Here is a 14,587-nt window from a genome sequence, read left to right on the forward strand (position 1 = left end):
CGCTTCTGGAGAAACATCATGTACCGTTACACTAGGGTCTTTGCAAGGGGACAGGCGTGGCGCGTTGGCGATGGCTACTTCTGCAATTCACGCGCAAGCTGTGGGTGCGCGCGACACTGATCGGCGCGCTCGGCATCCTGGCGGCGATGGCCGCGACCCTGGCCGAGCGCTACATGCCATGGGACTTGCCGGGCAGCATCAGCGCCGAAGCGGTCGACAGCATCCTGTCGATCATCGCGTCGAGCATGCTGGCGGTGACGACCTTCTCCCTGAGCATCATGACTTCGGCGTTCGGCGCGGCTACCAACACCGTCACGCCGCGCGCGACGGTTCTGCTGATCCAGGACGGCATCACGCAGAACGTGCTGTCCACGTTCATCGGTTCGTTCCTCTTCAGCATGGTCGCGCTCGTGGTGCTCAAGACTGGCGCCTACGGGCCGCGTGGCCGGCTGGTGCTGTTCGTGGTGACCGTCGGCATCATTGTGCTGATCGTCATCGCGTTATTGCGCTGGATCAACCACCTGATGCTGCTCGGACGCGTCGGCGAGACCACCGACCGGGTCGAGCGCGCCACGCGCGCGGCGATCGAGGCGCGGCTCGACGAACCCTTTCTCGGCGGTCGCGAATTGCGCGGCGCCGGCCGCGCGGCGCCCCAAGGGGCCGAAGCGGTGCGCGCGGGCACGACCGGCTACGTGCAGTTCATCGACATGGCGGCGCTGCAGGACGAGGGCGAGCGCGCGGGCCGGCCGCTCCATGTGCCCGCGATTCCTGGCACCTTTGTCTATCCGGATACCGTGCTGGCCTGGCTCGGCGCGCCGGACGCCGCGACTGGCACCGAGACGCGGACCGAAGCGCAGAGCGATCCCGAGGCGGACGCGGCGGCGCGCGCCGAGCGGATCCGGCAGGCCTTCAGTGTCGGCACGCGCCGCAGCTACGACCAGGACCCGCGCTTTGGCATCGTGGTGCTCAGCGAGATCGCGATCCGCGCGCTGTCGCCCGCCGTGAACGACTCTGGCACGGCGATCGACGTTATCGGCCGCTGCGCCCGCCTGCTCGCGCTATGGGCCGAGGGAGCGCGCGGCGATTCCGGCCAGTCCCACCAGCGCCGCCCCGCCAAGCGCGCCCACCTGCGCGCCACGCGCGTCCGGATCCGCCTTGCGGTCGCCGCCAAGCGGATAGCGGGCATGTTCGCCCGCGGTATTGATGTAGAACGTGTGGATATCGCCTTCGGAGAAACCTGCCTGGCGCAATTGGCGGGCAGCCTGGCTCGCTTCATCAAAGGTGTGAAAGCGCGCGGCGACAATCAGGGACATCGCAACCTCCTCGTGAATCGGCCTGCCGGCGGCCATGCCCATCGCGCAGCAACCGGCGTGCCCGCGCGAAGTCCCGACGGCCGATCGAACGGCGCTCAATGCTGCGAGCCAGGCTCGCGGGCGCCGGGATAGCGGCCGCCTTCCTCATATTCCGGCCCTTGCGGATGGGGCGCGTCATCGGCCCGCCGCTTGGCGGGCCCCGGTTTGCCGGAAGCGGGCCGGTCGGCGCCGAACTGACCGCTGCGGCGGGCGGCCTGCGCGTCATCGCGCGGTGTGTCGGCCTGCCCGCCGCCGTCGTGCGCGGGCGTGACGGCATCGTCGCGCGCCGCCGGCGAGCCGGCCGGGCGGGACGGCGCTGCGTTGCGGGTGTTGTCATGGTCGGACGAATTCATCTTGCTCTCCTGATCCACGGCGCCACTGCCAGCGCCCTTGCCCCGTGCCGAGCAAGCGGCGTGCCCGGCGGGAACGCCACTTGCTCGGCAAGGACGGCGCAACGGCAGAACCTGCTGCCGCCGCCAAGCAAAGGAGTCATCCATGTATCGGTTTCCCATCACGCTGTCCCGCGCCTTGATCCCGGCCACGGCCTTGTGCCTGTCCGCACTGGCCTTGCCCACCCACGCGCAGACCATGTCTGTGCGCAGCGATGCGCAGGTCGACCATCAATACGAAAAGGACAAGAAGCAATGCGACGCCATGAAAGGCAACCAGAAAGATGTCTGCCTGCGGCAAGCCGAGGCCACGCGCGACAAGGCCAAGGCCGACGCCAAGGCCGCCGTGGAAAAGGCCGAAGCCAACCATGACGCGGCCAAGACCCGCAACGAGGCAGACTACAAGGTCGGCAAGGAGAAATGCGATGCCCTGTCGGGCAACGCCAAGGACGCCTGCATGGCTGATCTGAAGACGCGCCACGGCAAGTAGCGCGCCACCGGCATCAGCGCGGCGCGTCCGGCCACTCGCCCGGCAGGGGGTCACCGGACGCAGCGTATTCCTCGAGCCGGTTGTAGAGGGTCTTGGGACTGATGCCCAGCAGCGCCGCGGCCTGCTTCTTGACCCCCTTGCACCGCGCCAGCGTGGCCAGGATCAGGCGGCGGTCGGCCTCCGCCAGGGTTTCGCCGACCGGCACGCTGACCTCGGCGCCCCCGGCCGCCCCGCCCGGCGACACCTGCGGCGTCAAATGATCGGCCTCCAGTTCGTCGCCTTCGGCCATGATGAATGCGCGCCGCACGAAGTTCTTCAGTTCGCGCACATTACCCGGCCATGCATACTGCGCCAGCGCGGCCGCGGCCCGGGGCGAGAACACCTTGTGGGCGCCGCTTTCCTCGTTTTGCGTGCGCAGGAAGCGGTCGGCCAGCAGCTCGATGTCCGCGCCGCGTTCGCGCAAGGGCGGCAGCGCCAGGGGAAACACATTGAGGCGGTAATAAAGATCCTCGCGCAGCTTGCCCTCCTGCACCGCCTGCTCGGGGCTGCGGTTGGTGGCGGCGATGACACGGATGTCGCAGCCGATCTCGCGATGCGTGCCGACCCGCATGAAATGCCCTGTCTCCAGGACCCGCAACAATTTCACCTGCAGGTCCAGCGGCATTTCGGTGACTTCATCCAGGAACAGCGTGCCGCCATCGGCACGCTCGAAATAGCCCTTGTGCTGACGGTCGGCGCCGGTGAAGCTGCCGCGTTCATGGCCGAACATTTCGCTTTCGATCAGGTGAGGCGAGATGGCGCCGCAGTTGACGGCGATGAAGGGCCGCTGGCGGCGCGCGCTCAATGCGTGGATCGCGTGGGCCGCCAGTTCTTTGCCCGTGCCGCTCTCGCCGACCAGCAGGACGGTGACGTCGGTCGGCGCCACGCGCCCGATATGGCGGTATAGCTCGCGCATCGGCGGCGAGTCGCCATACATCTTGCCGAAGCGCCCCGGCGCTTCGAACGGCACGCCCGGCGGCGCGTCGCCGGCGCTGGAAACAATGCGCGCCAGAATCGCATTGAGGCGCTCCATGCAGATCGGCTTGACCAGATAATCGGTGGCGCCCAGCCGCAGCGCTTGCACCGCATTGTCCAGCGTGCCGTGGCCGGTCATCACCACCACCTCGGCACTGGCCGCAGCCACATTCTTGAAGATGTCCATGCCGCTGCCCTCCGGCAGCCGCACGTCGGTCAGCACCAGGTCGGGCGCCCGACGCTCGAGCTGGATCCACGCATCGCGCACGCTGGCGGCGAGCGCGACGGTGAAGCCGCTTTCGCGGCCGATTTCGGCCAGGGTCTCGCGGATGGCGTCATCATCATCGACGATCAGCAGGTGGGGCATGCTCTCTCTCGGGGCCGTTGCCGGACCACGCGCCCGGCCTCCGTCGAGCATAGCCAAGCCAGCGCGGCGTGGCGCAAAAATTCGACAAGATGCACCAAAGTTTTCGATTGCTTGCAACTGGACGCATACTCGCGGCGGCACGCCCCCTACCATGGTCCTCACCATGGACGTCTCCAGCCTGTCCCCCATCATGCAGAAGCTGGCCGCGCAGGTGCGCTTGGCCGCCGCGTCCGATGCCAGCGTGTTCATCGTCGGCGAAAGCGGCGCCGGCAAGGAAGTGGTGGCGCGCGCCATTCACGCGGCCAGCGGGCGCGCCGACCAGCCGTTCGTGGCCGTCAACTGTGGCGCCATCAGCGGCTCGTTGGCCCATGCCGAGTTGTTCGGCCACGAGAAAGGCAGTTTCACGGGCGCCGTGGCGCAGAATGCCGGCTACTTCGAGTCGGCCAGCGGCGGCACCCTGTTTCTGGATGAAGTCACCGAAATGCCGCCGGACATGCAGGTGCATTTCCTGCGGGTGCTGGAGAGCGGCACGTATCAGCGCGTGGGCGGTTCCGACCTGCTGCGCGCCAACGCCCGCATCCTGTGCGCCAGCAACCGGGATCCGGCCGCCGCGGTGGCCGCCGGCCGCCTGCGCCAGGACTTCCTGCATCGCCTGCTGGTGATCCCCCTGCGCGTGCCGCCGCTGCGCGAACGCGCGGGCGATGCCGCGGTACTGGCGCAGCAATGCCTTGACGAATTGAACCAGCGCCACGCCACCGCCAAGAAATTCTCGACGCGCCTGCTGCAGGCCATCGCCCGCCATGACTGGCCCGGCAATGTCCGCGAACTGCGCAATGCGGTGCAGCGCGCCTACATTCTTTGTGACGACCAGCTCGACGCCGCGCTGCCACAGGCCCGGGCCGCCGCGCGAACCGAACTCAAGGATGGCGTGTTCAGCGTTGCCGTCGGCACGGCGCTGGACAATGCGCAACGCGATTTCATCCTGGCCACGCTGGCACACCACGGCGGCGACAAACGTCTGGCGGCCGCAACGCTCGGCGTGAGCCTGAAAACCCTCTACAACCGGCTGGATATGTACCAACAGGAAGCCGGCGGCCCGGCCCCCGCCTGAGCGCCCGGCCGGCCGGCAATATTTACCGTCCCCTTGTAATCCTGAATCGCCGCCCAGCGGCGCCCGGTCCGTGTGCGCCCGCGGCGCGGGCAGGCATGATCCTTGCATCAATCCAGGGATGCGCCGCCCTTCCGGCGGCTGCCGTTGGGAGAATTTCTTGGTATATCCGATGCAAGAACTGCGCCTGCGCCAGCAGATGACCCTGGCGCCGCGCCTGCAGCAATCGGTCAAGCTGCTGCAGATGTCGGCGCTGGAATTCACGACAGCGGTGGAACTGGCGCTGGCCAGCAACCCTTTCCTGGAGGAAGCGGAAACTCCTGCCGATACGCAGGCAGCGGGTCCGCACGGGGCCAATGCCAGCGCCACGCAGGCGGCGCCGGACGGCGGCGCGGAATCCGCCGCCACCCCGGCCATGGCCGCGGACGCGCCACAGCCCCCGCGCGAGTATGCCGGCGATTACCCGACCTCGGCGCATGCCGATGGCCCGGAGCGCGATCTGGGCCAATGGGCCAGCGCGCCGGTTTCGATGCGGGAAAAGCTGTCGCTCGAACTGGGCAATTACCGGCTCGGCCCGCGCGACCGGCTGCTGGCCGAATTCATCATCGACTCGCTGGACGAGGACGGCTACCTGCGCACGCCCCCGGCCAGCCTGTGCGATGCCTTGAGCCCGGACTTCTCGCCGCCGCCCGATGACGGCGAATGGCTGGCGGCTTTGCGGCTGGTGCAGCAACTGGACGCCCCCGGACTGGGCGCGCGCGACCTGCAGGAATGCCTGGCCCTGCAGTTGGAGGCTGCACCCGGCCTGAACGCGCCGCTGCGCGCGCTGGCGCTGCGCATCGTGCGTGAACAGATCGAGCGGCTGGCCCGCAATGACTTCGCCGCGATGCGCCACGCGCTCGATTGCGATGACGAGGCGCTGCGTGCCGCCTGCAGCTTGATCCGCGGCCTCGATCCCAAGCCCGGACGCCGCTACGACGACCAGACGCCGGCCTACGTGGTGCCGGACGTCTTCGTCGACAAATGGCGCTCGCGCTGGCGTGTGCAGCCCAACCGCGGCGCCATGCCGCAGGCCCGTCTGCATGAGGTGTATGCCGAATTGTTCCGGCGCGCGCGCCTGGACGACCGCAGCCCCATGGCCCAGGAACTGCAGGAAGCGCGCTGGCTGGTGCGCAATGTCGAACAGCGCTACAGCACCATCCAGCGTGTGGCCGAAGCCATCGTCAAGCGCCAGCAGACATTCTTCGAGTACGGCGACGTGGCGCTGCGGCCGTTGATGCTCAAGGAAGTCGCCGACGACCTGGACATGCATGAGTCGACCGTGTCGCGCGCCACCGTTGGCAAATACATGGTCACCCCGCGCGGGGTCTTCGAGTTCCGCCATTTCTTCTCGCGTGAGCTGCCCACCGATTCCGGTGGCACCTGCTCGGCGGCGGCGGTGCGCGCGCTGATCAAGGAACTGATCGAGGCCGAGGACCCCGCCATGCCGCTTTCGGACGTGGCGCTGGCGCAGCAACTGGCCGCCAATGGCATCGTCCTGGCGCGCCGCACGGTGTCGAAGTACCGCGGCCAATTGCGCCTGCCGCCGGCCGAACTGCGGCGCGTACATTGAGGCGGCGTCGACGCGCCACGCGTGTTCGAGGCGACGCATCCCCGCAGGCACACGGGTGCCGGGCGGGGATGCGCATGGAAACGAGGGCCGCCCTGACGCGGGCCGCCCTGACGTGGGCCGCCCGCGATTCCATTTACTTGCTGCCGCCCGTGTTCGGATAGCCCGGCGGCGGCGTGGCGCCGCCGGCCGGCGTGCGCGGCACATTCTCATTGGCGCCGCGCGGCTTTTTCGACATCCCGCTTTTCGACATCTCGCCAGAATGCTTACCGCCCGGCGCGGCCTTGTTCTTGTGGTCCAGGTTCGGTGCCTTGCCCGGCGTGCTGGGCGGCGCGTTGGGCGCCGGCGCGGCCTGGCCCGGAGGCACCGGGCGGTTCGGCGGCACCGCGGTGCCGTCGTTGGGCGTGTTGGACGGGCTCGAAGGGCTGGCTGACTGCGCCCAGGCGGCGCCGGTTCCACCGAGGCTGGCGGCGACGACGATGGCATAGGTCAAAGCACGGATTTTCATAAGTTCACTCCTTGTGTGAGTTGCCCTGCCCCTGTCGCAACCCCCGTGCCTGCCCTCGACGCCCCCTGGCAAAGGCGGCTGCCGGCAATTTTTACCGACGCTTGAATAGGGTGCGCATCCGCCCAGGCGCGCTCATCAGCGCGGGCACCGCGCGAGGTTCAATCGGCCCCGGCCGGTTCCAGCATCCTTTGCACACGCTCGGCCAGAACGTCCAGTGCAAAGGGTTTGACGATCAGCGCCATGCCACTGTCGAGAAAGCCGGAGCCGCGCGCCGCGCTTTCGGCATAGCCGGTCATCAACAGGACTTTCAGGCCAGGATGGATGGCGCGCGCGGCGTCCGCCAACTGGCGGCCGTTCAAGCCCGGCAGGCCGACATCGGTGACCAGCAGGTCAAGGCTGGCGGCGCTGCGCAGTTGCTCCAGGCCGGCATCGCCGTCACCGGCGGCCAGCACCCGCATGCCCAGTTCCGCCAGGCTCTCGCACACCATCTCGCGCACATTGGCTTCGTCCTCCACCACCAGCACCACGGCCTGGCGCGCGGCGCCGTGCCTGGCGCCGGCGGCCGGCGCGGGCGTTGTGGCGCCGGCCGCCGTGCCCTGGTGGCGTGGCAGGAAGATCCTGACCGAGGTGCCCACCTTCACCTTGCTCTCCAGCGTTACGACACCGCCGGCCTGCTTGGCGAAGCCGTAGATCATGGAAAGTCCCAGCCCCGTGCCCTCGCCCAGCGGCTTGGTGGTGAAGAACGGATCGAAGGCGTGGGCCAACACATCGGGCGACATGCCGCAACCGGCATCGGTGACGCGCACTTCGACGAAGTCGCCCGGTTGCGCGCCCGGATAAGGCCGCAGGAACGCCGGATCCAGGCGCGTGTTGAACGCGGCCACGGTCAGCTTGCCGCCATCCGGCATGGCATCGCAGGCGTTGATCACCAAGTTCAGCAACGCGTTCTCGAACTGATTGCGGTCGCAGCGCACCGGCCACAACCCGCTCTCCAGGTCGAAGGCCAGCGTGACCCCTTCGCCGGTATAGCGATGGAACAGATCGACCATCGACTGCAGCGTGGCGGCGACCGAGAACGGCTGCGGATCGATCGGCTGGCGCCGCGAGAACGTCAGCAGCCGTTGCGTCAGGTGGGCCGCGCGGTTGGCCGAGTCCATGGCCACGCCGACAAAGCGCTCGGCCTGTTCCGGCACGCCGGCGGCCAGCTTGCGCTGGATCAGGTAGAGCGCCCCGGTGATGCCCTGCAGCATGTTGTTGAAATCGTGCGCGATGCCTCCCGTCAGGCGTCCGACCGCCTCCATCTTCTGCGCCTGGCGCAAGGCGTTTTCGGTCTCCGCCAGCGTCTCGGCCTGCGATTTCAAATCGGTATCGTCGCGTCCCGCCAGATACAGGCTGTCCTGCGCCCAGGACATGCTCCAGGTGATCCAGGCATAACCGCCGTCGCGCTTGAGCACGCGGTTCTCCAGATGGCGCGCGCCCTGCGGCGCGTCAACGCGGCGCGCCTGCGCCAGGGCATCGCGGGTGGCCTGGTAGTCCTCCGGGTGGATCAGCTGGCTCAGCCTCATGGCCAGGAACTGCTCCTGGGTCCAGCCCAGGATCGGCCGCACCGCCGGGTTGACGCTGGCATAGCGCCCCTGCGCATCGATCACGGCCAGCAGTTCCGGCGACATGCGCCAGATGCGGTCGCGCTCGGCAATAGCGTGCTCGACCCGCTGCTCCAGCATGCGCGCGTATTGCGAGCGCTCGACCGCGCCGCACAGCCGCTCGGTCACGTCCTCGATACAGGCCACGTCGCCGCGCTTGAGCCGCGAATCCGCCGCCGTCCGCACCACCAGCGCCCCGCCGCGCCGGCCCCAGCGGTCCATCGGCACGACAATGGTGGAAGGCTGGACATCGCCATCGGACTGCGCCAGCAACGGCTCCAGGAAGACCGTGCGGCCGGCGTCCAGCGCATCATGGATCCGGGCCAGCAATGCCGGTCCCAGGCAGTGGCCGGACGGGTCGCCGGGTGGATGCCAGCGCGTCGATACGACAGGCCCGGCGTCCTGCGCCGGCCAATCGACCACCGCCACCAATCCCAACGCCAGATGCTGCCCCAAGCTCTCGCATGCCAGTTGCTCGATCGCCGCCTGCTGCTGCAATTCACGCATGCGGTCGCCCAGCGCCAGCACGAAATTCTTGCGGTATTGCCCCTCCCAGAGTTCCGCTTCGGCTGTCTTGCGCGCCGTCACGTCCAGGAACAACGCCATCATCCGGTTATCACCTTCGCGCCGCGCGCGGGCCTCGTACCAGGCCGCCCGGGGCTCGGGCACCGCGAACTCGAACTGCGCCGGCTCGCCGGTCTCGACCACCTGCGCGAAAGCGTCCAGGATCCCGTCCGGCACCCCGGGAATCATCTCGCGCAAGGTATGGCCGAGCGTATCGCCTTCTTTCATGCCGCTCTGGCGCTCGAACGCGGGGTTGACCTCGATGAACCGGAAGTCGACGATACGGCCCGCCGCGTCGCGCAGCGCTTCGCTCAGGAAGAAGGCCTCCTGCATGCCGTCGAACATGGCGCGCCAGCGTTCGCCACTGCGGCGCAGCGCAGTCTCGGTCAAATGCCGTTCGATCGCCAGCGCCGCGCTGCGCGTGATCACGGCAATCGCGTCGATGTCCTCGGCCGAGGGCGCGCGTGGCGTCCCATAGTAGTTGGAGAACACGCCCAGCAATCGGCCGTCGGGAGCCTTGATGGGCGTGGACCAGCAGGCGCGCAGGCCATGTGACAACGCCTGCTCGCGCCAGCAGGCCCAGGCGGGATGGGTGGCGATGTCTTCGACGTAGACCGGGCTACCCGAATCCGCCGCCATGCCCCATGAGGCCATATCCGGCCCGATCGGCGCATGATCGACGGCGGCATTGAACTGCGCCGGCAGGCTGGGCGCGGCCCCATGGCGCAAGAAGCCGCCGTTGTCCTCGACCAGCGCGATCGAGGCGCGCAGCCCGACACTGGACTGCGCCTCGATCGCGTGCAGCATATGCCCCAGCACGTCAGCCAGCGGCACGCCGGCTGCGATCCGCTGCAACATGACGCGCTCGTCCTCCAGCCGTGCAAGCGTATCGGTCCAGGAATGGGTTACGCGGTCTCGCCGGGTCAGCATGGGGTCTCCTGCGGTCGTTCCACCATGGACTGTATTGCGGCGACGGCGCCAGAGCCGCAACCCTAGGTAACGCGGCATTACGCCTTGCCGCCCGCGACCATGCCGCCCATAGTGCGAGCGAATCCCATTAACGACAAACCGCTGCCTCATGGCCCCCCGCCTCCGCCTTGTCCGCCCCCTGCTCCGAACGCAACGTCGACGAGGTACACCATGCTCGACGGTCCCGCGCTCGAATGGAGCCACGGACCCTGCTCGCGGGCGCGGCGCGGCCCTGCGCCGGCCGCAGTCTTGGGGGTGCGTGAGCACGCCCGCCTGACCGAGACCCAACAAGCCGGACGGCGCAGCCGCGGCCGAGGCCGGCGGGTGATTCCGAGTCAGCGCGGCAATTCGGCGCTTTCGCGCGCCAGTCCCAGCGCGGTCAGCGCCTCGGGCTTGTCGACCAGCACGCACTGCTTGCCGGTGCGGGTGCAGTGGTCCTTGACGCGCCAGTAGGCGCCATGACTGACGCAACCGGTCTGGCAGATGACCAGGTCGGCCGCCACCAGGCTGGCCTCAAGGGTCTCGGCGTCGGCGTTCTCGCCGCCGCAATGGCCGAGGTAGCGCCCGCCGGCCATTTCCACCACCTTGCGTGTCAGCATCAGGGCCATGGCGTCCTCGCCCACGCACAGCACCGATTTTTCGCGCAGCGCAGTGGCGGCGATGACCGCGGCGGGCGCTGGCGGCTCGACCGCGCGGTCGCGCGACCGCTCGCGCGCCTGGGCCGCGCGGTCCTGCCAGGCCAGGCGTTCGCGCATCAGCCCCTGCACCCGCTCCACCAACTGGCTCACGCGCCGCGCCAGCGCGATGCGGGGGGCAAGCCCCGGGATCGTGCCCTCGAGCGCGGCCCGGTCCTGCCGCGCCCAGGCCAGCGCGGTATCCCGCTGGATCACCTGGGCCCGCAACTTGAAGACCTCGGCCTCGAGATGTGCGATGCGCTGCGCCTGCGCGCTCAGCAGACGGCTGCAACGCGCCTGGGCCTGGCCGTAGGCGGCCAGCAATGCCGCATGCTCGCGCTGCAGCGAATTGGGCGCCTGGAATGCTAGGGTCATCTTGAGCCTCTCGGGTGGCGGAACGCGGCGGTGCATGGGATTGGCGCCTTCAGGTTGGCGCCGTTCGGTTGGCGCGTTTCCGCATGCCGGGCATTATAAATGAGAATAGGTCTTTTTTACCATTTTGACGAAATGACCCTTCCCCGCTCGGGAAATCCACTACTGACGGCCCCGGGACCACTTAAATATGATGAACAGGCAATGCCGGCAGGCAAGCCTTTACCGGCTCGATCAAGCGCCTTCAGGATGCGCGCGTCATGCCTGTTCCCGGCCCGGCACCCGCCCGGCCGCGATTCAGTGAAGTGAGGGGCGACCAATGCCGCAATCCACCGAACTTCTGCGCGACATCCACGAGACCAATCTCATGTACCTGCTGCTGTTGCAGCGGATCGCCCGCAGCGGCAACCTGTCGGCGTTGACGGGTATGCAGGTGTCGGTCCAGGCCTGCGAGTGGCTGGCCCGGCAGGAACTCGACGATCTGACCCGCTTGTCCCGATGCAGCGTGATGCTGGCCCAGTTGTCTCTCGAGCCCCGCCTGCTGCTGGCGGCGCTCAGCCAGGGCATGGAAGCGCCCCTGGCGGCCGGCGCCGCGCCGACCCGTACCCCAGCCTAGCGCCCGCGCCGATCAAAAGCAGCCTGGCGCCGGCCGGCGGTGGGATCCTGCGCGATCAGCGGACGCCTCAGGGCGCGTGGCAGACCACGCACAGCTTGTTGCCGTCGGGATCGCGGAAATAGGCGCCGTAGTAGTTGGCGTGGTAGTGCGGGCGCAATCCCGGTGGGCCTTCGCAGCAGGCGCCATGCGCCAGCGCCAGGGCATGGCAGCGATCCACGGTGGCGCGATCCTGTGCCAGGAAGGCCGTCATCTGCCCATTTCCCGGCGAGGCCGGGTTACCGTCGTGGGGCGCGCCGATGACCAGCAGCGGCCGCCCGCCGCCCGCCGGCTGCCAGCCCGCCCAGGGCTGTTCGCGTTCGAGAAAGCGCGGCTCCAGGCCGAGCGCCTCCGCCAATACGGAATAGAAGGCATAGGCGCGATCGAAATCGCCCACGCCCAGGCACACATGCGAAAACATAAACAGCCCCTTCAGTGGATTCCCGGCCCGATTATGACGTGCCCTGCTCCACCGTGGCAGCCGGCAAGCGCGCGCTGCGCCAGTACAGCACGGCGCTGATGGCCAGCGCCAGCCCCAGCAGGCTGCCGGTCATCGCCGCCACGCCGGGCCAGCCAGCGTCGGTCCAGAACCGGCCGCCCAGCGATCCCAGCACGCTGGAGCCGACGTAGTACACCAGCAGGTACAGCGAGGCCGCCAGCGCCTTGTAGCCGCGCGACATCTGGCCGACCCAGCCGCTGGCCACTGCGTGCGCCGCGAAGAAGCCGAAGGTGAACACCACGATGCCGGCGATCAGCACGGGCAGGCTGTCCGACAGTGTCAGCAGCAGCCCGGCCAGCGCCAGGGCGGAGCCCGCCGTCAGCATCGCGCCGCGCCCGTGGCGATCGGCCAGGCGGCCGCAATACGTGGAGGCGAAGATGCCCACCAGATACACCACGAAGATGAAGCCGATGAAGGTCTGGCTCAGCGAGAACGGCGGCGCCAGCAGGCGAAAGCCGACATAGTTGTAGACCGTGACGAAGGCCCCCATCAGCAGGCCGCCGAGGGCGAACAGCCCGCACAGGGGGCCATTGCGCAGATGCGCGCCGATACCCGCGCGCACATCGGCGGCAACGCCGGCCCAGCCGCGCGAACGTTGCGGCGTGAAGCGGCGCGAAGCCGGTAGCAGCCACACGAACAGCACGGCCGCGGCGATACCCAGCAGGCCCAGCGTGCCCAGGGCCGCGCGCCAGCCGAAATGATCCGACACCAGTCCCGTGATCACCCGGCCCGACAAGCCGCCGAAGGCGCTGCCGCTGATATAGAGGCCCATGGCGAACCCGAGGGTGCCGGGCTCGACCTCTTCCGCCAGATAGGCCATGGCCACCGCTGGTACGCCCCCCATGGCCAGGCCCTGCAGCGCGCGCAGCGCCAGCAGGCTGTGCCAGTCGGGCGCCACCGCCGCCGCCGTGCCCAGCACGGCCGAGGCGAACAGCGACAGCGCCATGACGCGCTTGCGCGGCAACGCCTGCGAAAACAGGCCCACCAGGAAGATCGCCACGGCCAGCAGGCCGGTACAGAGCGACAGCACCAGGCTGCTCTGCGCCGGCGACACCCCGAAACCCTGCGTGAACAGCGGCATCAGCGGCTGCACGCAGTACAGCAGCGAAAAGGTCGAAAACCCCGCCGCGAACAGGGCCCACTGCGCGCGCCGCAACGCCGGGTTGCCGCGCGCCAGATAGCCGGTCGGAGGCACCGGCGCGGTGGCGCCAGCGGTGGAGGCAACAAGAACGGAGGGGGTGGACATCGGAAATCTCGAAAAGCACCGGGCAAGGACCCGTGCATCCAAGGTAGACTTTTGCCCTGCATATGTCCAATATATGAAACCGGCACTCGCTATATTTAATAACGATGGAACTGAGACACCTGCGCTATTTCACGGTGGTCGCCGATGAACTGCACTTCACCCGCGCCGCCGCCCGGCTCGGCATAGGCCAGCCGCCATTGAGCCAGCAGATCCAGCAGCTGGAACGCGAGATCGGCACCCCGCTGTTCCTGCGCCTGCCCCGCGGCGTCGAGCTGACCGAGGCCGGCGCCCAGTTCCTGGAGGACGCGCGCGCCATCCTGGCCAGCGCGGACCGCGCCATCGACACCGCGCGCCGCCTGGGCCGCGGCGAGCGCGGCGCCATCACCGTGGGTTTCACTGCGTCGGCGGTATTCCATCCCTACCTGCCGCGAGCCATCCGCGCGTTCCGCGACCGCTATCCGGACGTGCGCGTCAGCCTGACCGAAAGCAATACCATCAGCCTGCTGCGCGGCCTGCGCGAGAACGGCGTGGACGTGGCCTTCGTGCGTCCGCCCTATGTGCTCGATCCGGAATTCGAATCCGAGCGCGTGCTGGACGAGCCGATGCTGATCGCCCTGCCCCCGGACCACCCCCTCAGCCGCCGGCGAAGCGTGCCCATCGCTGCGCTGGCGAACGAGGACTTCGTACTGTATCCGCGGCCGATCGGCGCCGGCCTGTACGACGCCATCCAGGGCGCCTGCCTGCGCGCCGGCTTCTCGCCACGCGTGATCCAGGAAGCCCCGCAAATGGCATCGATCGTCAGCCTGGTGGCGGCCGGTGTCGGCATCTCGATCGTGCCGGCGGCGATGCGCCACATGGGCGCCCAGGGCATCGAGTACCGCCCCATCAAGGGCGATGCGCCGCATGCCTTGCTGGACATGGCCTACCGCCGTCACGACCGTTCGATCGCGGCGCACAACGCGGTCGAGATGCTGCGCCGGCTGGCGCACCCGGACCCGCCGGCCTGAGGGCGGGCCGCCCAGACGGTATTGGTCTGTCGCGTTTGTCATCTTCTGTAAACCCGGCGCCGGCCAGCGCCTGTAAATTGGCCCGCAATCGCCTCAGCCGGCTCCGCGATGGGGCCCGCCGGCG

Annotated in this window: 13 protein-coding genes; 6 read left to right on the top strand and 7 right to left on the bottom strand. The window is 68.7% G+C overall.

Going from position 1 to position 14,587, the window contains the following annotated elements:
- Positions 1-56: 56 nt before the first annotated feature.
- A complete protein-coding gene (locus HV701_RS05655; RefSeq protein ID WP_175132093.1) occupies positions 57-1,445 on the top strand; it encodes a DUF2254 domain-containing protein in 1,389 nt (462 codons plus the stop codon).
- On the opposite strand, the gene HV701_RS05660 is transcribed toward HV701_RS05655, so the two are convergent.
- The gene (locus HV701_RS05660; protein ID WP_175132094.1) at positions 1,409-1,705 is read right to left on the bottom strand and encodes a hypothetical protein; all 297 of its coding nucleotides are present in this window, start codon (positions 1,703-1,705) and stop codon (positions 1,409-1,411) included. The two genes, HV701_RS05655 and HV701_RS05660, sit on opposite strands and share 37 nt — an antisense overlap.
- Before the next feature lie 142 nt (positions 1,706-1,847).
- On the opposite strand from HV701_RS05660, the gene HV701_RS05665 reads away from it, so the two are divergent.
- A complete protein-coding gene (locus HV701_RS05665; RefSeq protein ID WP_236756684.1) occupies positions 1,848-2,231 on the top strand; it encodes a hypothetical protein in 384 nt (127 codons plus the stop codon).
- Positions 2,232-2,244: 13 nt separating this feature from the next.
- Here HV701_RS05665 and HV701_RS05670 read toward each other — a convergent pair whose 3' ends face one another.
- Positions 2,245-3,612, bottom strand: a complete 1,368-nt coding sequence (locus tag HV701_RS05670; protein WP_175132095.1) for a sigma-54-dependent transcriptional regulator — start codon at positions 3,610-3,612, stop codon at positions 2,245-2,247.
- A 190-nt stretch (positions 3,613-3,802) separates the two neighbouring features.
- Between HV701_RS05670 and HV701_RS05675 the strand changes: the two genes are divergently transcribed.
- Positions 3,803-4,723 (top strand): sigma-54 interaction domain-containing protein, encoded by a 921-nt coding sequence (locus tag HV701_RS05675; RefSeq protein WP_175132190.1) that lies wholly within the window; start codon positions 3,803-3,805, stop codon positions 4,721-4,723.
- Positions 4,724-4,892: 169 nt separating this feature from the next.
- Entirely contained in the window at positions 4,893-6,332 is a 1,440-nt protein-coding gene (locus HV701_RS05680) for an RNA polymerase factor sigma-54 (protein ID WP_175132096.1), read from the top strand.
- 133 nt (positions 6,333-6,465) lie between these two features.
- On the opposite strand, the gene HV701_RS05685 is transcribed toward HV701_RS05680, so the two are convergent.
- From HV701_RS05685 to HV701_RS05695, 3 genes are all read right to left on the bottom strand, one after another.
- Positions 6,466-6,822 (bottom strand): hypothetical protein, encoded by a 357-nt coding sequence (locus HV701_RS05685; protein ID WP_419761618.1) that lies wholly within the window; start codon positions 6,820-6,822, stop codon positions 6,466-6,468.
- Between the two features lie 173 nt (positions 6,823-6,995).
- On the bottom strand, positions 6,996-9,974 hold the full coding sequence (locus HV701_RS05690) for a GAF domain-containing hybrid sensor histidine kinase/response regulator (RefSeq protein ID WP_175132098.1): 2,979 nt from the start codon (positions 9,972-9,974) through the stop codon (positions 6,996-6,998).
- A gap of 374 nt (positions 9,975-10,348) precedes the next feature.
- Positions 10,349-11,062, bottom strand: a complete 714-nt coding sequence (locus tag HV701_RS05695; RefSeq protein ID WP_175132099.1) for a DUF2325 domain-containing protein — start codon at positions 11,060-11,062, stop codon at positions 10,349-10,351.
- Between the two features lie 316 nt (positions 11,063-11,378).
- Between HV701_RS05695 and HV701_RS05700 the strand changes: the two genes are divergently transcribed.
- The gene (locus HV701_RS05700) at positions 11,379-11,675 is read left to right on the top strand and encodes a flagellar transcriptional regulator FlhD (RefSeq protein ID WP_175132100.1); all 297 of its coding nucleotides are present in this window, start codon (positions 11,379-11,381) and stop codon (positions 11,673-11,675) included.
- A 67-nt stretch (positions 11,676-11,742) separates the two neighbouring features.
- Here HV701_RS05700 and HV701_RS05705 read toward each other — a convergent pair whose 3' ends face one another.
- Positions 11,743-12,132 carry a VOC family protein gene (locus HV701_RS05705; protein ID WP_175132101.1) on the bottom strand — a complete coding sequence of 130 codons (390 nt, stop codon included), beginning with the start codon at positions 12,130-12,132 and terminating at the stop codon, positions 11,743-11,745.
- Between the two features lie 31 nt (positions 12,133-12,163).
- Positions 12,164-13,456 (bottom strand): MFS transporter, encoded by a 1,293-nt coding sequence (locus tag HV701_RS05710; protein WP_254595118.1) that lies wholly within the window; start codon positions 13,454-13,456, stop codon positions 12,164-12,166.
- Positions 13,457-13,560: 104 nt separating this feature from the next.
- Here HV701_RS05710 and HV701_RS05715 point away from each other — a divergent pair, with 104 nt between their 5' ends.
- Positions 13,561-14,463: a LysR family transcriptional regulator gene (locus tag HV701_RS05715; protein WP_175132102.1), complete on the top strand. Its 903-nt coding sequence runs from the start codon at positions 13,561-13,563 to the stop codon at positions 14,461-14,463.
- Positions 14,464-14,587: the final 124 nt, after the last annotated feature.

The sequence above is a fragment of the Achromobacter pulmonis genome (genome assembly GCF_902859765.1).
GTDB classification, from domain to species: domain Bacteria; phylum Pseudomonadota; class Gammaproteobacteria; order Burkholderiales; family Burkholderiaceae_B; genus Achromobacter; species Achromobacter pulmonis.